At 35.1% G+C, this 21929-nt stretch carries 18 protein-coding genes; 7 read left to right on the top strand and 11 right to left on the bottom strand.

What is annotated here, in order from left to right:
* Window positions 1-113: 113 nt before the first annotated feature.
* From EV142_RS19900 to EV142_RS19875, 6 genes are all read right to left on the bottom strand, one after another.
* Complete coding sequence (locus EV142_RS19900; protein WP_132037596.1) at window positions 114-1253, bottom strand: glycoside hydrolase family 26 protein; 1140 nt, start codon at window positions 1251-1253, stop codon at window positions 114-116.
* 29 nt (window positions 1254-1282) lie between these two features.
* Window positions 1283-2239: a phosphoribosylaminoimidazolesuccinocarboxamide synthase gene (locus EV142_RS19895; RefSeq protein ID WP_132037595.1), complete on the bottom strand. Its 957-nt coding sequence runs from the start codon at window positions 2237-2239 to the stop codon at window positions 1283-1285.
* Window positions 2240-2408: 169 nt separating this feature from the next.
* On the bottom strand, window positions 2409-4754 hold the full coding sequence (locus EV142_RS19890) for a S9 family peptidase (protein ID WP_132037594.1): 2346 nt from the start codon (window positions 4752-4754) through the stop codon (window positions 2409-2411).
* Between the two features lie 189 nt (window positions 4755-4943).
* Window positions 4944-5774: a Cof-type HAD-IIB family hydrolase gene (locus tag EV142_RS19885; RefSeq protein ID WP_132037593.1), complete on the bottom strand. Its 831-nt coding sequence runs from the start codon at window positions 5772-5774 to the stop codon at window positions 4944-4946.
* Window positions 5775-5904: 130 nt separating this feature from the next.
* The gene (locus tag EV142_RS19880) at window positions 5905-6276 is read right to left on the bottom strand and encodes a DUF1801 domain-containing protein (protein ID WP_132037592.1); all 372 of its coding nucleotides are present in this window, start codon (window positions 6274-6276) and stop codon (window positions 5905-5907) included.
* 192 nt (window positions 6277-6468) lie between these two features.
* Window positions 6469-7419, bottom strand: a complete 951-nt coding sequence (locus EV142_RS19875) for a PhoH family protein (protein WP_132037591.1) — start codon at window positions 7417-7419, stop codon at window positions 6469-6471.
* Between the two features lie 183 nt (window positions 7420-7602).
* Here EV142_RS19875 and EV142_RS19870 point away from each other — a divergent pair, with 183 nt between their 5' ends.
* From EV142_RS19870 to EV142_RS19845, 6 genes are all read left to right on the top strand, one after another.
* Complete coding sequence (locus tag EV142_RS19870; RefSeq protein ID WP_132037613.1) at window positions 7603-8430, top strand: SAM hydrolase/SAM-dependent halogenase family protein; 828 nt, start codon at window positions 7603-7605, stop codon at window positions 8428-8430.
* Between the two features lie 165 nt (window positions 8431-8595).
* Window positions 8596-8892, top strand: coding sequence for a putative quinol monooxygenase (locus EV142_RS19865; RefSeq protein ID WP_132037590.1), 297 nt, complete (start codon window positions 8596-8598; stop codon window positions 8890-8892).
* A 105-nt stretch (window positions 8893-8997) separates the two neighbouring features.
* On the top strand, window positions 8998-9723 hold the full coding sequence (gldF, locus tag EV142_RS19860; protein WP_132037589.1) for a gliding motility-associated ABC transporter permease subunit GldF: 726 nt from the start codon (window positions 8998-9000) through the stop codon (window positions 9721-9723).
* Complete coding sequence (gene gldG, locus EV142_RS19855; RefSeq protein WP_132037588.1) at window positions 9723-11408, top strand: gliding motility-associated ABC transporter substrate-binding protein GldG; 1686 nt, start codon at window positions 9723-9725, stop codon at window positions 11406-11408. The genes gldF and gldG overlap by 1 nt, the downstream gene beginning before the upstream one ends.
* 107 nt (window positions 11409-11515) lie before the next feature.
* Window positions 11516-12634: a DNA polymerase III subunit beta gene (gene dnaN, locus EV142_RS19850; RefSeq protein ID WP_132037587.1), complete on the top strand. Its 1119-nt coding sequence runs from the start codon at window positions 11516-11518 to the stop codon at window positions 12632-12634.
* Window positions 12635-13083: 449 nt separating this feature from the next.
* A complete protein-coding gene (locus tag EV142_RS19845; RefSeq protein WP_132037586.1) occupies window positions 13084-13713 on the top strand; it encodes a DsbA family oxidoreductase in 630 nt (209 codons plus the stop codon).
* 214 nt (window positions 13714-13927) lie between these two features.
* Here the strand turns inward: EV142_RS19845 and EV142_RS19840 are convergent, their stop codons facing one another.
* Window positions 13928-15700, bottom strand: a complete 1773-nt coding sequence (locus EV142_RS19840) for a MutS-related protein (RefSeq protein ID WP_132037585.1) — start codon at window positions 15698-15700, stop codon at window positions 13928-13930.
* Window positions 15701-15768: 68 nt separating this feature from the next.
* Window positions 15769-16602 carry a universal stress protein gene (locus EV142_RS19835; protein WP_132037584.1) on the bottom strand — a complete coding sequence of 278 codons (834 nt, stop codon included), beginning with the start codon at window positions 16600-16602 and terminating at the stop codon, window positions 15769-15771.
* A 195-nt stretch (window positions 16603-16797) separates the two neighbouring features.
* On the opposite strand from EV142_RS19835, the gene mnmE reads away from it, so the two are divergent.
* Window positions 16798-18198 carry a tRNA uridine-5-carboxymethylaminomethyl(34) synthesis GTPase MnmE gene (mnmE, locus tag EV142_RS19830; protein WP_132037583.1) on the top strand — a complete coding sequence of 467 codons (1401 nt, stop codon included), beginning with the start codon at window positions 16798-16800 and terminating at the stop codon, window positions 18196-18198.
* A gap of 192 nt (window positions 18199-18390) precedes the next feature.
* Here mnmE and EV142_RS24115 read toward each other — a convergent pair whose 3' ends face one another.
* The 3 genes from EV142_RS24115 to EV142_RS19820 all read right to left on the bottom strand — a co-directional run bounded on the left by EV142_RS24115 (window position 18391) and on the right by EV142_RS19820 (window position 21825).
* On the bottom strand, window positions 18391-18552 hold the full coding sequence (locus EV142_RS24115; RefSeq protein ID WP_158286353.1) for a hypothetical protein: 162 nt from the start codon (window positions 18550-18552) through the stop codon (window positions 18391-18393).
* Window positions 18553-18755: 203 nt separating this feature from the next.
* Complete coding sequence (locus EV142_RS19825; protein ID WP_132037582.1) at window positions 18756-19130, bottom strand: helix-turn-helix transcriptional regulator; 375 nt, start codon at window positions 19128-19130, stop codon at window positions 18756-18758.
* Between the two features lie 256 nt (window positions 19131-19386).
* On the bottom strand, window positions 19387-21825 hold the full coding sequence (locus tag EV142_RS19820; RefSeq protein WP_132037581.1) for a glycoside hydrolase family 31 protein: 2439 nt from the start codon (window positions 21823-21825) through the stop codon (window positions 19387-19389).
* Window positions 21826-21929 lie beyond the last annotated feature (104 nt).

Genomic DNA, 21929 nt, shown 5'->3' with positions numbered 1-21929 from the left:
ACTATAGACTACTAAAAGGCCAAAGTGTTACAGTTAAATGCAAAAAAAATACAAATAAAAAAAAATGTAACTCATTTCAATCTGAACTACATTTTCTTTATTTGCATCATTAATCATCTGATTTTAAAACTATTACCATAAATATGAACCACATCTTTTTCAAATAAAGTAAAAGGATCATTGTAGAAATTAATAAAATCAGGAACACTAACCTGCCCCGGAAAGGGAGCGTAAAAATGAGTTGGACTGGTTGTATCATTTCTCCAAACCAAAACATAAGCCAATTGCAGGTTCTTGGACTTTAAAGTTTTTAATAAGGTTTGTGTCCACCAATTCGCATCCGGTATTGATTCTAATCCAGTTTCAGTAAAAGCAGCCAGTTTCTTCTTTTTAATTGCTAAAGCTGAGATTATGCTGAGCCTGTTAAGTCCCGCTTCTAGATCATATTTTCCGTCCCTGCCAAAATCACCGTAATCATCAAGACCAAACATATCTACAAAATTATCGCCGGGATAACGTTCTATATATTCTGCTTCAGAATTGAATCTGGTGTCCGGTGAAAATGCATAAATAAAATTGTGCACCTGCAAAGTGTCTCTTAAATAAGCAACTGTAAATTGCCAAACGGCGATAAAATCTTCCCGCGAAGTATATTTCTTTCCCCACCAAAACCAGTCGCCGTCAAACTCATGGAAAGGCCTGAAAATCATTGGTGCCAACGTTCCGTCTTTTCCTTTAACGGAATGCGCAAAATCAGCAATAGTCTTTAAAATCGTTTTGTATTCTTCGTGATGAGAACCACCGGGTTTAATGAATGCCATGGCAGCAACCGAAGAAGAATCTTTCCAGTAAAAACCTTCATTCGAAACGGGATTCCTAAAATGCCAGGAAACCGTGGTAATTCCGCCACGCTCATAAGTCGCAATCACATTCTCTTTTAAAATGGCAGCAGTCTTTGCAATTTCCTCTTTCGAATGACCTGAAAATCCGCTAAAATCAATTCCAACAACAGCCGGATGGGAGCCGGTAACGGATTTTACATCCGACCTGTCCACTTCATTTGACCATCCATGTCCGTATTCCAGTGCATGCTGATGTCCAAAAAGAATATTTTTTTTTGAAATTATTTTAAGATTCCTGTACAAAGCCTTTGTTTCTTTTGTGGCTTCTTTATCAATCTGTGAAAAAAGAAAATGCCCTGCTATCATACATATAAATAGCAGGGCTTCTTTTTTATTGGGTATAAATTTCATGGTTTAAATAGTTAGTTTAAACCCGAAAATTACGCTTTAGCAGAAAGGTAATCTAATACGTTTTTATCAATACGTTGATCAATATTATCAATATCGGCTTTTACAAATTTTTCTCCTAGGATATTCTCGTATAACTCAATATATCTTTCTGAAACAGATTCGATGTAAGCATCTGTCATTTCAGGAATTTGCTGTCCGTCCTGACCCTGAAAACCATTTTCGATTAACCAGCGGCGAACAAATTCTTTTGATAATTGTTTTTGCTCCTCCCCTTTGTGCTGTCTTTCCTGATATCCATCAGCATAAAAATAACGGGAAGAATCCGGTGTATGGATTTCATCAATCAAAACAATAACACCTTCTTTTGTTTTTCCGAATTCGTATTTGGTATCTACCAAAATCAAACCGCGATCAGCAGCGATTTCGGTTCCTCTTTGAAATAAATCTCTTGTAAATTTTTCTAAAACAATATAATCATCTTCAGAAACAATTCCTTTCGCTAAAATAGCCTCACGGGAAATGTCTTCGTCATGAGAACCGTTATCCGCTTTTGTAGTTGGCGTAATAATGGGTTCCGGAAATTTATCGTTTTCTTTTAAACCTTCTGCCATTGTTACACCGCAGATTTGTCTTCTTCCCGCAGCGTACTCACGCGCAGCATGCCCTGAAAGATAACCACGAATGACCATTTCAACTTTAAAAGGCTCACATAAATGTCCCACGGCCACGTTTGGATCCGGCGTAGCAATCAACCAATTTGGTACAATATCTTCTGTCAATTCCATAAATCTTGTAGCAATCTGATTCAGAATCTGGCCTTTGTACGGAATTCCCTTTGGTAGAACTACATCAAAAGCCGACAATCTGTCGGTTGCCACCATTACCAAAAGTTCGTCGTTAATATTATAAACTTCTCTAACTTTTCCGCGGTAAACTGATTTCTGATTCGGGAAATTAAAATCTGTTGTTGTGATTGTATTGCTCATTATGCTTTAGCTGTGTTTTGTTTTATGAATGCAAATTTAAAACTAATTAAAAGAGGAAGCAAAAAAAGTATGCAGTTTTCAGTTTTCAGTGTTCAGTCGCAGTGGTCATTCTCAGTATTCAGTCTCAGTTTGCACACTACGACTGCGACTGAATACTGAGAATGAAAACTTATTTCAAAAGTGTCGAATTAAATAAATTCAGGATTCTGCTGTATTCGTCAATCCACGAATATGTTTCCTTAAAACCATGTGATTCCACAGGGAATGAAGCAAGTGTCCAGTTTTTCTTTTCCAATTCTATAAAACGCTGTGATAGACGTACGATGTCTTTGTATTCCACATTATCGTCAACCATTCCGTGCAGCATTACTAAGTTACCTTTCAGGTTATCTGCATAATAAATAGGAGAACTTTTTTTGTAGGCTTCCGGATCCGTTTCAGGAAAATTCAAAATATTACCTGTGTAGCCATGATTGTAATGCGCCCAATCCGTTACGGAACGTAAAGCTGCACCCGAAGCAAATTCTCCCGGAGTAGTAAGCATACCCATTAAAGTAATAAATCCGCCATATGAACCTCCATAAATTCCTACCCTGTTAGGATCGATACCTAAATTGTTAACTAAATATTTTTTACCATCCAGATGATCAGAAAGGTCTTTTCCGCCCATAAAACGATAAATTCCGGTTCTGAAATCACGTCCGTAACCATCACTTCCTCTGTAATCAATATCCAAAACGGTATAACCCAAATCGGTTAACAAATTATGAAACATATATTCTCTGTAATAATTACTCCAATAATTATGAGCATTTTGCAGATATCCGGCTCCGTGCACAAAAATGATTGCCGCTTTATTGGCATTTTCCGTTTTTGGCGTGTACAATCTTGCATTTACGGGAGTTCCGTCTTCTGCTTTGAAGGTAATAACCTGAGGCTCTCTCCATTGGTATTTTTTAAAATTCTCTGAAGCAGATGATGAAATTTGCTGTAATACGGTATTCTTCTTATTCTCTGCTATATAAAAATCCCAGGGTTTATTTTTATAAGAATAATGTACCAGAAGTGTTTTTTCGTCCGGAGATATTACTACTTCGTGAGCCCCGTCTTTCGTCAAAATGGGCTGTAAAATACCGTCTGCAAGGTTTAATTTATAAAAATTTCTGTTTCCGGGATGTGTGGTATTTGTCGTTAAATAGAATGTTTTTTTATCTTTCGATAGCATCAGATCACGAACTTCCCAATTCCCTTTTGTAAGTTGATTTTTTACTTTCGACTTTAGATTGTAGGTATACAAATGCGAGTATCCTGTTGCTTCCGATTGAAAATAAACAGTTTCATTATCTGCTAAAAAACCAAGAATGCCAGATTCAAAAGAATAAGCCGGGATTCCGGGCCCGCCAATCCAGGCTTCGTCGTGCTGGTGTTCTATTTCTGTAAATGAGCCGTTCTCGAGATTCAGACTTACAATCCATCTGTCTTTATTGTCCTGACTTCTGATTTCTGTAATAGCAAAAGATCCGTCTTCGTTATAAACAGGAGCCAAAGCAACAATGAGCTTATCTTCTTTCTCTTTGTTTTTTAAATTATCATACGATTCATAATATTTAGGAACATCCTGAATATGGCTCAATTTTGAAAAATTGACAAAATAAACAGAATCTTTGGCTACAGAATAAATTCCAAATTGCGTTTTTACCAAATTATCGGTCGATACTTTTTCTTTTGTATCGGGAGTTTGATTATAACCGTCATCCGTTATAAAAACCTCCATTTTTTCCTGTTTTACTTCAATATTCTGAATTAAACTGAAGGTTGCATAATTTCCTTTTGGGCTCGCTTTAAGGCCTGCTAAATTATCTTTCCCATAAAAGTATTCTTTGGCGAAATCGGATTTAACTGCTTTACTTTTAGCCAAATTCCATTGTTTTTTGGCTTCTTTATCTTTTATAAACTGGAATAATTCGTTCTGTTGATTTTTCAGGAAAGTATCTTTTTCCGGAGTTTTTTCTTTTTTAACTCCTTTGCTAAAATTAGTAATCTGGAGCACTGTGCCTTCTTTACTATTGTATTTAAAGATATTTTCTTTTTGTTCAAAAAATACAACTCCCGGTTCATTTCCTAATTCAAGATTAGAAATCGGGTTGTTTTGCTGGTATATTTTTTTTACTGATTTCGAACTAATGGTATAAGCGTACAATGCTCCTTTATCGATATAATAGACAATATCTGATCCTGGTTTTCTTTTAAAATCAAATTTAGAAAAAACAGCTTCTTTCGGTTCAACAAGTACCGGATTTGAAAAACCTTTTTGCCAGGAATAAGTACTCGCTCCCAGTTCATCTTTTGGATTCCATTCGAAATAAACTTTTTTTCCATCAAGAGACCATCTTCCATTTGTTGGCTGATTCCCAATAAAAGATTCTCCTTTCATGATTTCTTCCAATTTTAAAGTTTGACTGGTACCGTTTATGGAAAGAATTAGAAAAGCAAGGATAAAGGTATTTTTAATCATAATTATGGTTTTTTAGTAAAGCAAAAATACACTTTGAAAAGAATTAAAAAAAAGTTTTTATTCTTTGCTTCCCAAATCAGTAAATTATAAATAAAAAAACTGCTAATAATTGATATACAATTTATTAGCAGTTTATAAAATAAAAACATTTCCTGTATTTACAAGAGTTTGATTTCTATTGTGTCAAAATTAGCTTGTCGCAAATTCTTTATCCAGAATTCTTGAGGCAATATATTTGGCTACACCATCTTCTGCATTGGTTTTAATTACTTCTAAGTTGGGTAAGGTTTCTTTTAACAAAGCAGGTGCATTTCCCATGATCAGGCCTTTACCGGTTGCAGACAACATCTGAACATCATTAAAACCATCTCCAAAAGAAACTGCCTGATCCATTGTAAAACCTTCTTTTTCTAAAACTGTCGCAATCGCAACCGCTTTATCGATCGATTTGTCCATAAATTCCAGACAGGTTGGTAAACTGAAAGCATGATGCAATTCACTTGAAGATTTTTCTAAAATAGCATCTTTAAGCGCTACTAATTTTTCATGGTCATCATGAGAAAAGAATATTTTTATAGCTCCGAAATCTTCCAGCGTTTTATAATCCACCAATTCCGGAAGATATTTCAAATCTGCCTGAAAACTATTTAGTTTCTCACTTAATTTATTTGTCTGCCAAACATTTTCCTTGAATAAAACTACTGTAATTTCAGGGTCAATATCTACATTCAAAGCTGCTTTTACAACATCACTGCTTAAATTGAAAGAGAAAAGCGGTTCTTTTTCGGGTGAATGGATTCTTGCTCCGTTTGAACTTACCAGATAAACCGGAACATCAAGCGTTTCTATAATCGCCATAGCATCGAGATGATGGCGGCCTGTAGCAACAACTATAAGGTAATTTTGATTGTGAAGTTCCTGAAAAATGGATTTGGTGTAATCTGATATTTTGTGTTGTGGGTTGAGTAAAGTTCCGTCTAAGTCACTTATTACAACTTTTATATTTTTTAATTTTGTCATATTAAAGATCAAGTATTTATGATGTGCAAATTTAAGGATTTAGCCTCAAAAGAACAAAGATAAAGAGGTTTTAAAGCCCCAAATAAAGGAAGTTTATTATTTATTTAACTATTTGATCAAATACTGCATTTTAAATAATTAATACTTTAATAATTCCCGATTTATACAAATTCAAAGCTTTCTGCAGAATAATTTCAATCTCATTCAGAGGCAAATCTTTTGAAGAATCAAGCATCATAATTTTCATTCTCGAACGCTTTTCCTGAATCAGAAAAGGTTCATCAAAGTATTTTCCTTCTACAATTCCGATATAAGGCTGTTGGAGTTTTTTATGAATCCATAAATAGCAGAACATTTTTCCTTTGTAACAAAAAAAGGGCATTCCGTATTTGAGCACATTTGTAATGTCTTGGTCCTGACGCAGAATAATTTCTTTCAAAGCAAGCAGCACCTCTTTAAAAGTTTGTTCCTGCTTTTCGTAAAAAATCTCTATTTCTTTCATTTGACAAAATTAAATCTAATCGATTAAAATTTGAATCAAAAAAAATATTCGTTTTACGCATTTCTAAAGAATGAATAAAACGAATATTTCATTTTTTTTTGCCACAGATTAAAAGATTAAAATGATTTTATAATCTGTGTGAATCATTCTAATCTGTGGCGAAAATTATTTCACTAAAATCATTTCACAAACTTAATCGTGATTTTCTATTTGTTTATAAGCATCAATTACCTTTTTCACTAATCTGTGACGTACGATATCTTTATCATCCAGATAAATAATTCCGATTCCGTCAACGTCTTTCAGAACCAGAATTGCTTCTTTAAGACCGGAAATAGTTCTTCGTGGTAAATCGACCTGTCCCGGATCACCCGTAATCATAAATTTGGCGTTTTTCCCCATACGGGTTAAAAACATTTTCATTTGCGAATGGGTGGTGTTTTGTGCTTCATCGAGAATTACAAAGGCATTATCAAGTGTACGTCCACGCATAAATGCCAATGGTGCAATCTGAATAATTCCTTTTAAAATGTAATCTTCCAGTTTTTCGTTGGGAAGCATATCACGTAACGCATCATAAAGCGGTTGCATGTAAGGATCCAGTTTTTCTTTCATGTCACCGGGTAAAAAACCAAGATTTTCTCCTGCTTCTACTGCCGGTCTGGTTAATATGATCCTTTTTACTTCTTTGTCTTTAAGTGCTTTAACAGCCATTGCAACACCTGTGTAGGTTTTTCCCGTTCCGGCCGGACCTACTGCAAATACCATATCATTTTTTTTGATGGTATCTACCAGAAGCTGCTGATTGGGCGTCATGGCTTTTATAATTTTACCCCCAACGCCATGAACTAGTATTTTGTCATGATCATATGATCTTTTTTCATCCTGACCATCACTCATGATTACGCGTTCAATTACATTGTCGTCAATGTTGTTGTATCGGGTAAAATGCAACATTAATCTTTGGAATCTTTTTTCGAATTCATCTAAAACTTCTTTTTCGCCAAATGCTTTCAAAGTCGTTCCTCTCGCTACTATTTTAAGCTTTGGATAGTACTTTTTAATGATTTCCAGATGGCTGTCCTGAGCACCCCAAAATTCTTTTGGCGCAATGTCTATTAGCTCGATTATTCTTTCGTTCAAATGAGATAGTTTTAAATTAAAATTAAATCTTTTTTTAAATCAATTGGCTGTCGGGTAATTTATATCGTAAAATGCAATTTGTTTTTTCTTTCTTGCATTTATGACTTTACTATTCTTAGCTTTGCATTTCTCAAATTTAATGAAAATTAGATTTAAAAACTACCAATAGTTATAAACAAAATGATGTCAATAATTACCCTTACTACGGATTACGGCTTAAAAGACCACTTTGTTGGTTCGCTAAAGGGTAAAATATTATCAGAGTTTGCTGAAGCTGTAATTATTGACATTTCACACGACGTTGACCCATTTAACACTGCAGAAGCAAGTTACCTTATTGGAGCCTCTTACCTGAGTTTCCCAAAAGGAACGGTACACTTAATCGGAGTCGATATTGAGCGCAATAAAGAGAACCAGCATATTGCCATGGAATGGAACGATCACTACTTTATTTGTGCCGATAACGGTATCTTAAGTATGCTGACACAGAAAATTGTACCACAGAAAATTGTCGCCATCAATATTCACGATCGCTTTCCGCCAGAATCCAGTGATTTAGATATTTTCATACAGGTTGCCTGCCACATTGCAAAGGGCGGATTACTCAATGTTATTGGAAAAAAAATTCCGTCTGTTAAAGAAGTTACCGAATTGCAGGCTGTTCTGGCCAATGATGGAAATTCCCTGAAAGGATACGTTATTTATATCGACCATTTTGGAAATGTGGTAACCAATATCTCTAAACAGCAATTTATCGAAGTAGCAAAAGGCCGTAAATATGAGATCGTAATGAAACCGAAAAGTATCAAAACAATTCTGCCCGGTTATTCGGCTATCGCAACCTCTGAAAAATATCCGATCAAAACGTATGAAGGGGAAAAACTGGCCATCTTTAACGAAGCTGGTTTTCTGGAAATTGCTATTTTCAGAAGTAATCCTTTAAAAGTAGGTTCTGCCAATAGTTTGTTAGGATTAAATTACAGAGATGTGATTACGGTTACGTTTTCGTAGAGAAATTTAGTTTTAGAGATGCCGGAAATTTGGAATTTGGAATTTCATTATTGGAATTTCATTTTTTTGATAAAAAGAACAATCAATTTTGGTATTTTTGCGCACCTGTAAAATCGTAGAGACTAAAAATCTAAAATCAGCAATCTAAAATCTAAAATTATAAAGATGTTTGTTCGAATTGTAAAAATGAGTTTTCACGAAGACCGGATTCCTGACTTTCTGGAAAATTTCGAAGCCGTCAAAGACAAAATACGAAATGCAAACGGAAATCGTTTTTTAGAATTGTATCAGGACAAAAATGATAAATGCCTGTTTTTTACCTATAGTTATTGGGAAACAGAAGCTGATTTAGAAAATTACAGACAATCGGAACTTTTTAATTCGGTTTGGAATTTTACCAAGACATTATTCAATGCAAAACCGGAAGCCTGGAGTGTGGATAAGCTGGTGAGCCTGGAGTAGTTGGCAGTCGCGGTTTTCAGTCTCAGTTTTGAACATGAAACCTGAAACAATTAAACAAATCAACGATTAAACAAATAAAATCGATTAAACGAATAAACGTCATACATGAAATCAATCATCTTACGGGAAATAAAATCCTTTTTTGGCTCTCCTATTGGCTATTTGGTCATTGCTGTATTCTTAATCAGCAACGGACTATTTTTATGGGTTTTTGAAGGAGATTATAATATTCTGAATACCGGTTATGCGGATTTAACACCGTTTTTCACCTTAGCGCCCTGGATTTTAATTTTCCTGATTCCGGCCGTAACGATGAGAAGTTTTTCTGATGAAAAAAAACAAGGAACTTTAGAATTACTTTTAACCAAGCCTTTATCGATCTGGGAAATTGTAAACGGAAAGTTTTTAGGATCTTTATTTTTAATCGTACTGGCAATTGTTCCAACTTTTATTTATGTAAAAGTGATTTCTAATTTAGGCTTACCGGAAGGCAATATAGATATGGGAAGCACAATTGGTTCCTATTTTGGCTTGTTGTTTTTAATCGCTTCTTATTCAGCAATCGGAATCTTCACTTCTACCCTTTCAGAAAATCAGATTGTGGCTTTTATTATTGCGGTTTTTCTGTGTTTTATCTTTTATTTCGGATTTGAAGGTTTAGCCTCCTTACTACCGGGCTTTGCAGGGATTATTTCGGCATTTGGAATGCAGGATCATTTTAAAAGTATGAGCAGAGGTGTAATCGACACACGGGATGTTATTTATTTCTTAACCATCACCATTTTGTTTTTGTCTTTTACCGTTTATAAATTAAAATCTTTTAAAGCCTAATGAAAGCATCAACTCAACAAAATATCAAAACATTAGGTATTACGGTTTTCGTTTTAATTGTTTTAAATGTACTGGGAAGTTTGTATTTCCAAAGATTTGATTTAACAAAAGACAAACGATATACTTTATCCGAAACCTCCTTAAATATAGTAAAACAAGTCAAAAACCCGTTATCCATCAAGATTTACATGCAGGGAGATCTTCCTGCTGATTTCAGAAGATTACAACAGGAAACCAGACAATTACTGGAAGAATTCCAGGCGTATAACAACAACATCGTTTTTGAATTCGTAAATCCAATGGAAAACGAAGAAGAAAGCATGAGCGTTGTAAAATCCTTGTACCAAAAAGGCCTTACACCAATAAATATAACGGTTGACGATAAAGGGAAACAGTCGCAGGCCATGGTTTTTCCGTGGGCAATTGCGGTTTACAACAATAAAGAAGTTAATATTCCCTTGTTGAAAAACAGAATGGGTGCTTCCACTACACAAAAAGTGATTGGGTCTATTCAGCACTTAGAATATTCGATTGCCGATGCCATCAATAAGATCACCAAAGACAAACAGAAAAAGGTTGCGATTATAAAAGGAAACGGTGAAATAAATGAAATTCATATCGCCAAAATGCTGATGCAGATTCGAGAAAGCTATTACATCGGGCCTTTTACACTGGACTCTGTTGCTAAAAATCCAACAGGAAGTCTGGAAGCTTTAGAAAAATACGATTTAGCTATTATTTCAAAACCAACCCAAACTTTTTCTGATGAAGAAAAGCAGGTTTTGGATCAGTTTATCATGAATGGCGGAAAAACACTCTGGCTAATTGATCAGGTGGCTGCCGATATGGACAGTTTATACAATCAATCAGGTGCAACTCTTGCCTATCCGAGAGATTTAAACCTGAACGATATGTTCTTCAAATACGGATTCAGAATCAATCCTGATTTGGTAAAAGATGAAAACGGAAGTCCGATAAAACTGGCCACCGGAGAACAGGGAAGCGCTACACAATATCAGGATTTTCTCTGGAAATTTGCGCCACTGGTTTATCCTGACAGCCAGCATCCTATTGTTAAAAATTTAGGCGGAATTAAATTCGATTTTGCCAGTCCGATTGATACTTTGAAAAACGGAATTAAGAAAACGGTTTTATTAAAATCATCGCAATATTCAAAAATAATCGGAACACCGGCAGAAATCAGTTTAAGCAGTGTATCCGAAAAAACTTCGCCTCAGGATTATGCTGGCAAAGGAAATTTACCGCTTTCGGTTTTACTGGAAGGCTCGTTCCATTCCGCTTTTGAAAATCGTATTTTACCTTTCAAAGAAAACTCCTTTATCGCAAAAGGAAAACCAACTAAAATGATTGTGATTTCTGATGGCGATCTGGCAAGGAATCAATTGGATAAAAACAGGATGCCGGTAGAATTGGGTTATGATCAGCGTACCGGAAATCTTTATGACAACAAAGATTTTATGATGAATTGTATCAATTATTTACTGGATGATACCGGACTTATTAACATTAGAAGCAAAGATCTTGATTTGCCATTATTGGATAAGGAAAAAGTTTATGAAAATTACAGTTTAACACAATTCATAACTATCGGGCTTCCAATTCTTACTTTATTGGTTTTCGGGCTTGCCTTTACTTACTTCCGTAAAAGGAAATACAGTAAATAGATGTTAATAAAAAAATTACGAAACTAAGATTGTTTACGATATATTTGTAAAATCTATCTTAGTTTTTAAAAGAACTAAAGTATTTTCAAAAAAATAAAACAAAACAGATGAAATTTATAGTATCGAGTTCGTACTTATTAAAACAATTACAAGTTTTAGGTAGTGTAATCAACAGTAATAATACGTTGCCTATCCTGGACAACTTCTTATTTGAACTGGACAATAATGAGTTAACAGTTTCTTCTTCAGACCTTGAAACTACAATGTCGGCTACCTTATCTATCGATTCTACAAGTAAAGGTAGTGTAGCTGTGCCTGCAAAACTTTTGCTTGAAATTTTAAAAACATTCCCGGAACAGCCTTTGACTTTTACGGTTGAAGATAACAATACAGTTGAGATTAGTTCCAACTCAGGAAAATATGCTCTGGCCTATGCTGCCGGAGAAGAATTCCCTAAAGCCGTAAACCTGGAAGACCCATCTGTAACCTTGGTTCCTGCTGAAGTTTTAGCAACTGCAGTAAGCAAAACTATTTTTGCTGCCGGAAATGATGATTTACGTCCTGTAATGTCAGGCGTTTTCTTTCAGTTCTCTCCGGAGGGATTGATCTTTGTAGCTACCGATGCTCACAAATTGGTAAAATATGCCCGTACAGATGTAAAAGCCTCTCAGGTGGCTGATTTTATCATGCCAAAGAAACCTTTGAATATCTTAAAAAGTATTTTAGGAAGTTCAGATGCTGAAGTGAAAATTGAATACAACGACTCAAATGCGACTTTCTCATTTGACAATTATATCCTGATGTGTCGTCTTATTGATGGAAAATACCCAAATTATGAAGCGGTAATTCCAAAAGAAAATCCAAACAAATTAATGATTGATCGTTCTTTATTTTTAAGTTCTGTTCGTCGTGTGGCGATTTTCTCTAACAAAACAACACACCAGATTCGTTTAAAAATCGCAGGAGCTGAATTGAATGTTTCTGCTGAAGATATTGATTACTCCAACAAAGCAGAAGAAAGACTTACTTGTGATTATCAGGGAGATGACTTACAGATTGGCTTTAACTCTCGTTTCTTAACTGAGATGCTGACCAACTTACAATCAGATATGATTATGCTGGAAATGTCATTACCAAACAGAGCCGGGATTTTAACTCCGGTGGATGGTTTAGAAGAAGGCGAAACGGTTACCATGCTGGTAATGCCTGTTATGTTAAATAGTTAACATCAAAACTTCTTTTTGTTACAGGGATGTTTTTTAATTTCAAATTAAAGATATATCATTGTAAAAAAAAATATCGCTATTAACCAACCATTTTTTATACCTAGAAACCGCAATTCCTTTAAAGAGTTGCGGTTTTTTATTTGGAGGTGTTTTTTGTTTCAGGTTTCAGGTTTCAAAGTTTCAGGTTGAAATGCGATTAGGATTATGCGGGTTTTTACGCAAAGTTCGCAAAGTTTTTTTGTGTAGGACTACAAGGTTAAGAACGCAAAGCTTTGCGTTCTTAACCGCAAACACAACTTGAAAAAACTTTGCGAACTTTGCGGTTAATAATATCATCAGTAGCAACCTGAAACTTGAAACCTGAAACAATTAAACCCGACACGTTTGGTTATAAAAAAACTTCAAACCTGAAACTTTAAACCTGAAACATTTTTTTTTAACTTCGCTATATGAAAATAGAAATTTGGTCGGACATCATGTGTCCGTTTTGTTATATCGGAAAAAGACAACTGGAAACAGCTTTAGCTGAATTTCCAAATGATGAATTTGAAATTGAATGGAGAAGTTTCCAGCTTGACCCCACCATTTCACCACAACCGGATAAGGATGTTTATACGTACTTAGCGGAACGAAAAGGTATGTCTGTTGAACAATCTGTAGAAATGCACAAAGGTGTCGCAGAACGCGCAAAAAGTGTTGGTTTGGATTACCATTTTGACAAAGCTATTATCGCAAATTCATTTACAGCCCATCGAATTATTCAGTTGGCCAAAACTAAAAATTTGGGCGACGAAATGGAAGAGGTTTTCTTTAAAGCTTATTTCACGGAAGGAAAGGATTTAAATGACGGTCCAACTTTACTGGAACTGGCTGAAAAAGCCGGTCTGGACAAAAATGAAACGTTAAAAGTCATCGAAAATGAAAAATTGTTTTTAAGCGAAGTTCATACTGATATTATAGAAGGACAGCAAATTGGCGTACAGGGCGTTCCTTTCTTCGTTTTTGATCGAAAATATGCCGTTTCAGGAGCACAACCTGTTGAGACTTTCGTACAGACGATTAAGGAGTTGCTGAAGTGATTATTTGATTTTTAGATTTTTAGAAACAAGATGTAAGATGTAAGATGTAAGATGTAAGATTGGTGTTTTATGTACCATTTGTAATTTAGGCTGATCAATTGATTAGAGTTAGAGTATTATATTCTTTGATTCTTCCCTCTACGCACCTATTAATTCTAAAATCTTGCATCTTGTTTCTAAAAATCTAAAAATCCAACAATCGAATTATCTAAAATCAAATAACTCCCATTTTCTGCATTAAGAAAGTGGCACTTTTATTTTTACAAATGCCGCTACGGAGTTTGTAATCGAAATGTAAATCGTTATTCTGAATTTCGACTTCAAAACATTGGTTGGTTAAGGTTTCCGGATACTCGTTAGTAGTCAGGCAAACTTCAATATCATGCGTTGCAATTGCTCCGATCGCTTTTCTGGCAATTATCTTTTTTACTACTTCAATAGTCCCGTTTCTTTTATCATCGGAATTGGTTCCTCTTAAAATTTCATCCAGTAAAACAAATGCAGGCTGATCTTCCAGGGCGTCCATAATTTGTTTTAAACGCTTGATTTCAGCAAAAAAATACGATTCACTATCGGCTAGTGAATCGGACAGCCGCATTGAAACCAATACTGGCAATGGATGGATATTAGCCTCTGAAGCACACACTACAGAACCGATTCCGCCTAAAACCATATTGACACCCAGACTTCTCAAAAAAGTACTCTTACCTGACATATTAGAACCTGTTAAAATCATAAAGGACTGGGGATAAAAATCGGTATCATTCCCTACCCTGCCCGCGGGATTCAATAAGGGATGTGCTAATTTTTTAAAACTGATTTTATATTCAGAATTTATTTCCGGGAAAACGAAATCAGCATTGTTATAAGCTAAATTGGCCAAACTGTTTAATGCTTCCAATTCCCCAATAATTGAAATCCATTTTTCCAATTCTGCAGTATAATTGTCTTTCCACTTTAAAAGCGCTTTCAGGACATGAAGATTGAACAAGAAAGTCCCGTTGAAAACAATTGCCGTTACAAAATTATTGATAGTATCCATTCGGGAAAACAATTCAGACAACTGTTTCAAATGGGCACTCGCGGTTGCATTCCTGAAAATCAACTGTTGCTGCAGGTCAATTAGCTTTTTGGACTGAAACGTTTCTTTTTCAATTTTCTCTACCAATAAACTGTATTGTTTAATGATTTTATCAACGTTATCCGCTTTTGCGATCTCTGATTGAATTCTTTTAAACGACTGTCCTAAAACGATCATATTAACAATAAAAGCATAAGTAAGATACGATAGCAAAATCGTTTTTGAAGTAAAAAAATAAGCTGTTAGTATTCCAAAAAACAATATAGGCAGTACAATTGATAATACAACTAAAACTTTAGATAAAGAATTATTTTTAAATGAATTCCAATGCATTATGGAATCATATGAACTTTTAGAATCATTACTTATAGCAGCAAGAGCCAGAAACTCCTGTCTCCAGTCGATTTTAGTTTTTAATTCGTTTACAGCTTCCTGATTCGCCAGAATAGTTTCATTTGGAAGCGTATGTAGTAATTGATTCGCCAGCGTTTTTTTTCCGATAAAAGTAGCTGTTCTGTTTAAATTCTGAAATAAGGAATGCTCTCCGAAAATATCCAGATCATAGGCATAAGGGTGATGAAAATCATTAAACTCAATACCATTCTCAAAAGGAAATTTTTTATTATTTAAGAAACCAATTTCATTTTCATTAATCTTTAAAATGGCAGTTGTAAGCTGTTTTCGAAAAGATAAACGGGAATGAATTTTCATTAAAAAAATAAAACCAATAAAAGACAGAAATGCAAAAGCAACGCAGAGAATTTCATTTGTTTTGATATAATAAAACAGTAATAGCAAACAAAGGAAAACGCTTAAAAGACGTAAAATACTAATGCTGTTGTATCTTTTATTGATTTTTTTTAAAAGTTCTGAATATTGTGCAAGCTTATTTTGATAGAAATCCATTTTTATGATTTGATGAAATACAAATATAGGTTTTAGACAGCAAAATCAGCTTCCGAAATTTAGGAAAATTAATCTTCATGCATAATCAAAACCGGGACAGATACTTGTTTGGAAATCTTTTTGGTGAAGCTGGAATCAAATATACTTTCAAAGAAAGAACGTTTATGCGTAATCATTGCCAAAACATCAATTTCTTTGTAGAGCACAAAATCAAGAATTGTTTCTTTTACTTCATCACTTGGCAAGACCAGAAACTCAATATTTTCACCTGCAAATTCTCTTTCCCATTCCTTAACTGTGGTTTCAGAAACATCAGAATCAGAGGTTTTAACGTAAAGACTTTTTACTTTCGCGTTGGTTTTTCTGGCGATATTCAATACTTTTCTCAATTCTTTTTTATCTTTTTCACGATAACGGGTGGTAAACCCTATCATTTTTATTTTTTTGAATTTAGCATCAAGAGGAACACATAAAACCGGAACTTCTACTCCCGAAATTACGGAGCTGGTATTTGATCCGAGGAAAAACTTTGTCCAGTCAGAAACCCCTGTTGTTCCCATAATCACAAAATCGATTTTATCTTCTTCGATAGCATTTTTCAGATTATACAATAAATCACCATCGATCAAACGATGCTTTATAACAATATCATCTAATTTTCGTTCCATGGCGATGGTTCTCAGCTTTGGAATTTCATCCTTGAACATCTCAAACTTCGCTAATTCAATTGAACTGTAAATTGAAGCATAATTTTCCGGAAAAAACTGACTGTCATAAACCGGAATTTCAAAGGTGTGCAACAAAACAAGTTCGGCATTGACAATTTTAGCAAATTCCAGAGCATGTACAAAAGCGTTTGTTGCAGCTTCGGAAAAATCGGTTGGGAATAATATCTTTTTCATTTTGTTTCAGATTTATAAGTTGTTCTCTCAAATTTAATCATTCTAAAATCAAACTAAACTGACAATTATCAGTAATTTAACATTTAATAATTTTCTTTCAAAAGTGTTTCTGCTATAAAAAAACGAGCTGCAAATGCGACAAAGTACAATAACTCTGAGTTCGTAATTTCGAGCCTTTTTTTATACCTTTGCATTATGATAAATCAAGATTCTATAGTTGCCCTGGCGACACCTTCGGGAGCCGGTGCAATTGCCATCATTCGAATTTCAGGTTCCGAAGCCATTACTATCGGAAACTCTGTTTTTAAATCAATCAAAGGCAAAGATTTAACGAAGCAAAAAACGCACACCTTACATTTAGGTCATATTGTAGATGATAATAAAACCCTTGACGAAGTTTTGGTTTCTGTTTTCAAAGGGCCAAATTCCTATACAGGCGAAAATACAATAGAAATCTCCTGCCACGGATCAACTTATATTCAACAGCAAATCATTCAGCTTTTATTGAGAAAGGGCTGTCGAATGGCTGATGCCGGAGAATTCACTCTCAGGGCTTTTCTAAATGGTAAACTTGATTTATCACAGGCAGAAGCCGTGGCCGATTTAATTTCATCAGACAATGAGGCTTCGCACCAAATTGCCATGCAGCAAATGCGTGGTGGTTTTAGTAATGAAATTGCCAAATTGCGCGAAGAGCTTTTGAATTTTGCTTCCTTAATCGAGCTGGAACTTGATTTTGCAGAAGAAGATGTAGAATTTGCAGACAGAAGTCAGTTTCATGAATTACTGAACCGAATTGAGTTTGTCTTAAAACGTTTAATTGATTCGTTTGCGGTTGGTAACGTTATTAAGAACGGAATTCCGGTCGCCATTGTCGGAGAACCCAATGTCGGTAAATCGACTTTACTTAATGCTTTACTTAACGAAGAGCGTGCTATTGTTTCTGATATTGCGGGAACTACCCGTGATACGATAGAAGATGAATTGGTCATTGGCGGAATCGGTTTCAGATTTATAGATACGGCAGGAATTCGTGAAACGAAAGATGTTGTAGAAAGTATCGGAATTAAAAAAACCTTCGAAAAAATAGAACAGGCCCAACTCGTAATCTACTTGATGGATAGTTTGAAGTTTCAGGTCTCAAGTACTTCTTTTATAGTTGAAATTGAAAAAATAAAAAATAAATATCCTTTAAAAGAAATTCTGATTGTCTGCAATAAAATAGACCAGCTTACAGAGGATCAACTTCAGTCCACACGTCAGGAACTTGAAACTTTAAACCTAAAACAGATTTTTCTTAGTGCCAAAGCGAAAATCGGCGTTGAAGATTTAAAAAACCAATTACTTTCTTTTGTAAACACTGGGGCACTTCGTAATAACGAAACAATTATTACCAATACAAGACATTACGATTCTTTATTGAAAGCTTTGGATGAAATACAAAAAGTAAAATTTGGGCTTGAAACTAATCTTTCAAGCGACTTAATGGCTCTTGATATTCGCGAAGCCTTATATCAATTCGGGCTTATTACCGGTCAGGTTTCTAATGATGAGTTACTGGGGAACATTTTTGCTAATTTCTGTATCGGAAAATAGATTTCACAAAACATCACAAAATAAAACAAAGAATCCCAGTTAAAATGTCATAAAACTGTATTTTAACTGGGATTCTTCTTTCTGTTTGTATAGCTTTATTTACAGATAGTTTATTCCTTTTTGTAACCAAAGAATTTGAATCGAATTAATGCAAATAAACTTCGTATATCATACGGTCATTTAAGGAGACAACTATATCATAGTTGGATCTTTATTTAGTATAAATTGAACTGTTGTCAAAATATTTTCGCAGGTGTTTTTGTTTTCAATAGATAACAACAAATCACCTTCATTTGAAAAATCAAGGGTATTGTATAATTCTGTGATGTGGTTAAGTTCGTTTGAAAAGTTCATTGATAAGCAATTTACAGGCAGAATAAATAAAAAGGTAAAAACAAAATCTTGATTAATTTTAAGGGTAGTGGCTATTAGCGCAAAACCATTTCGTTTCAAAGCCGGGAGTTGTTTATGAATATTTCAAAGAATTGCAGCATTGCGGTTCTGCGGTATTTTTACCATCATCTAAATTACTCAAAAAACTCTCCAAGAGCCAATATTTAAAGACAGTCATATTTATCCTTATAATTTTTAAGTTCCTTATCTGTTTTATCCAGCAGTTTCTCGAGCAGGGCAATTTTATCCCTGTAGAGCATCTCTATATGAAAAAGATCATCCTGCTCCACAGACGACGCCTTTAACTTCATAAAATCGCTCTTAAGGTACAGACTGCTTTCAAATTGTATAATGCTAATAAGATCCATTTCAAAAATAGAGACGATCTCTTCCAATTTGTCACAACTGAGCGGAATGGTGCCTGTTTCAATCTTACTGTAGCCCGCCTGGGTCATGTTAAGCCTGAAGGCCATATATTCCTGGGTGTAATCTTTAAGTTCCCTGATGCTTTTTATATTTTCGTTTATTTTTCCCGGCATTTGAATTGGATTTATAAGTTTACATTTTAAACTACATCATCTAGCGCAAATTCATCAAATAACCCTGCACAGCAGCGGCAGGACCGCTTAATGGCCCGAAGATTGCTGCCTTTGCTTTAAATCAGGCAACACTGTAAAAAAGCCCCTTTAAATATTCCTTTCAACCCAAATCTTAGCCCTGTGGTTGTTTTTTCTTCAATGCAAACTTTAAAGGATAGGGGCGAGAAAGCATTGGGAAAACTGTAATGAATTATCATTAAAATCTCTCTTCTACTTTTTTACCATTGTAGTTAATAATCCTCGAGATTCCATTTGGCATTACAATAGTAAATTTTCTGCTGGTTAGCATTCCGGTATATTGTCCTTTCCTATTTGAAATGGTTATTTTTTTTGATGCCTCATTCCACGAAAATTCAATTTCAGAATAAAATCCTTTCTCATAATTGTAATTATCAAACTCATCCTCATAAAGCACAAAAGAACAATCTTTACCCGGATATACTTTTATCTCCAGGCTATCCCACTTTTTCTGGGTTGCAAATTGTACTTTTGGGCCAAAGGGAATAATTGCTCCTTCCCTTACATAAAGAGGCAGCATGTCGATGGATGTTTTCACAATAATTTCCTGACCTCCGTTAATTTTCTCATTGGTCCAGAAGTCGTACCAATCTGTACCAGCGGGCAGATACACATTTCTTGACTTTTTTGCTGTAAAGTCTACAGTTATTTTTTCTGTATTTTTTTTATCACCTTGCTGATCCCAGCCCGTTGATTCGTTAACTTTTACTATTTTCTCGGGAGTATATTGTGCATGAACGACGGGAGCTACCAAAATTGACCTGCCAAACATAAACTGATCTTTAATTTCCCATCCTTTTTTATCAGCTGGAAAATCCATAAATAATGCCCGCATAAAACTGGACTGCTTACTGGTAACTTCCCATGATGTAGAATAAATATAAGGAAGAAGTGCATAACGAAGCGTAATAAATTTCTCTATTGCATCATAGACAGGCTCGCCTTTTGTGCCAAAATTATAAATCTCCCTTGGAACATCGGTGCCATGAGAACGCATCATTGAATTAAAAGTGCCAAATTGGATCCAGCGTACATACAGTTCCTGATAAAGAGGATTTTTGGCTCCTGACCTGTCATTCCATGCTTGCCTGTAGGCTCCAGCAAAAAAACCTCCTATATCTGAATTCCAATGCGGTATGCCGGTAAGGGTAAAATTCAGACCGGCCGGAATCTGATTCCGGAGGGTTTCCCAGCTAGAACCTGTATCACCAGACCATGTATTGGCCCCGTAACGCTGTTGGCCTGCAAAAGCAGATCGGGTTAAAATAAATACACGCTTCTCTGACTTGGTTTTGCGCTGATGGTCATAAACTCCACCCACAGTCATTAAAGGATATGCATTTCGCACTTTTCTAAAAGATCCCAGATATGTTTTTGTGTCATAATCTGCCGGTTTTTCCTCGAAGTGATCTGGCTCTGTAGAATCCATCCACCAGCCGTCAATTCCTTGAGAAAACAGTCCCTTATCGGCATATTTCCAGTAAATATCTCTTGCCTGAGGATTATAAGGGTCATATACTCTAACTCCCGAAGGATAATCTGCATTTGGAGGCCATATTTCTGAACCGGATTGCGGCCAGGTTTTAATATTAAATAACATTCCCTTTTGATCCATTTCCTTATAAGGTTTTGTCTGCGGACCAAAGGAAGACCAAATCGAAATAATCATATGGGCGTTAAGATTATGAACCTCGTCGACCATTTTTTTCGGATCTGAAAATTCAGGATTCAAAAACTCCATTGCATTCCATAAATAATTGTTGCCCCAATATTGCCAGTCTTGTATTATTCCGTCAAGTGGCACTGCTAGTTCACGGTACTTTTTCACTACCTCTACCAATTCATTCTGACTTTTGTATCGCTCCTTACTCTGCCAAAAACCGTAGGTCCACAAAGGAAACATTGGTACTTCTCCAGTTAATTCCCGCATTTTTCCAATTACCCCATCTGCATTACCTCCGTACATGAAATAATAATCAACAGCATCTCCCACAATCGATTTAAAAGAAGTTTCGGTGGCATCATCTGTAAATTCTGTTGGAGAATAGTTATCCCAATAAAGCCCATAGCCTTTTATGGATTGAAAAAAAGTCACGGCATCATCCACATTGCCCTGCTCGAGATGATATTTTTGATTTCGCTGGTTTAAATCTCCTCTTTGATGTTGTCCCAAACCATAAATTGGTTCCTCTTTATCTAAGATAAAAGATTGTGTGACTGTAAAGGTCTTTACTCCTGCATCATCAAAAGGTTCGAATTTCGTTCCTTGAGGTTTTTCTTTTAATAATTCATTTTCAGAGGCTGAAAATGCTATATTTCCTGAAGCAGTATTTACACTAACAATTAATTGATTCGACTTTAAAAAGATAATATTGCCAATGGTTTTGATACTAAAATCAGTTTTGGCAGGCTTTAAAACTACCGAGAGACTTTCTTTTGAAAAATTTTTTATCTCCGGAAATTTAATAACCCTGACAATTGCAGGACTGTAAAACTGTATTTCTATGTTATTGCCATTTGCAATAGTCTTGATTCCCTGAGTGGTTTTCTGGAATTTCTGCGCATTACTATGAAGGCAAAAAAGCAGCACAGTACATAGGGAATATATAATTTTCATTTCAATTGAGTTAGATAGTTTATAGAGTAATAAAAATAACTTTTGTCGTTTTTAAAGCCTTTAAACTATGTTGAAATAATTATAACTCATGTTGAAACCAGATA

The sequence above is a fragment of the Flavobacterium circumlabens genome, assembly GCF_004345565.1.
Lineage (GTDB): Bacteria > Bacteroidota > Bacteroidia > Flavobacteriales > Flavobacteriaceae > Flavobacterium > Flavobacterium circumlabens.
This window is presented reverse-complemented; position numbering and strand designations above follow the sequence as displayed.

Bases quoted from the DNA above. Each gene is read 5' to 3' on its own strand.
- EV142_RS19900 (WP_132037596.1), bottom strand. From the start codon at position 1,253: ATGAAATTTATACCCAATAAAAAAGAAGCCCTGCTATTTATATGTATG.
- EV142_RS19895 (WP_132037595.1), bottom strand. From the start codon at position 2,239: ATGAGCAATACAATCACAACAACAGATTTTAATTTCCCGAATCAGAAA.
- EV142_RS19890 (WP_132037594.1), bottom strand. From the start codon at position 4,754: ATGATTAAAAATACCTTTATCCTTGCTTTTCTAATTCTTTCCATAAAC.
- EV142_RS19885 (WP_132037593.1), bottom strand. From the start codon at position 5,774: ATGACAAAATTAAAAAATATAAAAGTTGTAATAAGTGACTTAGACGGA.
- EV142_RS19880 (WP_132037592.1), bottom strand. From the start codon at position 6,276: ATGAAAGAAATAGAGATTTTTTACGAAAAGCAGGAACAAACTTTTAAA.
- EV142_RS19870 (WP_132037613.1), top strand. From the start codon at position 7,603: ATGTCAATAATTACCCTTACTACGGATTACGGCTTAAAAGACCACTTT.
- EV142_RS19865 (WP_132037590.1), top strand. From the start codon at position 8,596: ATGTTTGTTCGAATTGTAAAAATGAGTTTTCACGAAGACCGGATTCCT.
- gldF (WP_132037589.1), top strand. From the start codon at position 8,998: ATGAAATCAATCATCTTACGGGAAATAAAATCCTTTTTTGGCTCTCCT.
- gldG (WP_132037588.1), top strand. From the start codon at position 9,723: ATGAAAGCATCAACTCAACAAAATATCAAAACATTAGGTATTACGGTT.
- dnaN (WP_132037587.1), top strand. From the start codon at position 11,516: ATGAAATTTATAGTATCGAGTTCGTACTTATTAAAACAATTACAAGTT.
- EV142_RS19845 (WP_132037586.1), top strand. From the start codon at position 13,084: ATGAAAATAGAAATTTGGTCGGACATCATGTGTCCGTTTTGTTATATC.
- EV142_RS19840 (WP_132037585.1), bottom strand. From the start codon at position 15,700: ATGGATTTCTATCAAAATAAGCTTGCACAATATTCAGAACTTTTAAAA.
- EV142_RS19835 (WP_132037584.1), bottom strand. From the start codon at position 16,602: ATGAAAAAGATATTATTCCCAACCGATTTTTCCGAAGCTGCAACAAAC.
- mnmE (WP_132037583.1), top strand. From the start codon at position 16,798: ATGATAAATCAAGATTCTATAGTTGCCCTGGCGACACCTTCGGGAGCC.
- EV142_RS24115 (WP_158286353.1), bottom strand. From the start codon at position 18,552: ATGAACTTTTCAAACGAACTTAACCACATCACAGAATTATACAATACC.
- EV142_RS19825 (WP_132037582.1), bottom strand. From the start codon at position 19,130: ATGCCGGGAAAAATAAACGAAAATATAAAAAGCATCAGGGAACTTAAA.
- EV142_RS19820 (WP_132037581.1), bottom strand. From the start codon at position 21,825: ATGAAAATTATATATTCCCTATGTACTGTGCTGCTTTTTTGCCTTCAT.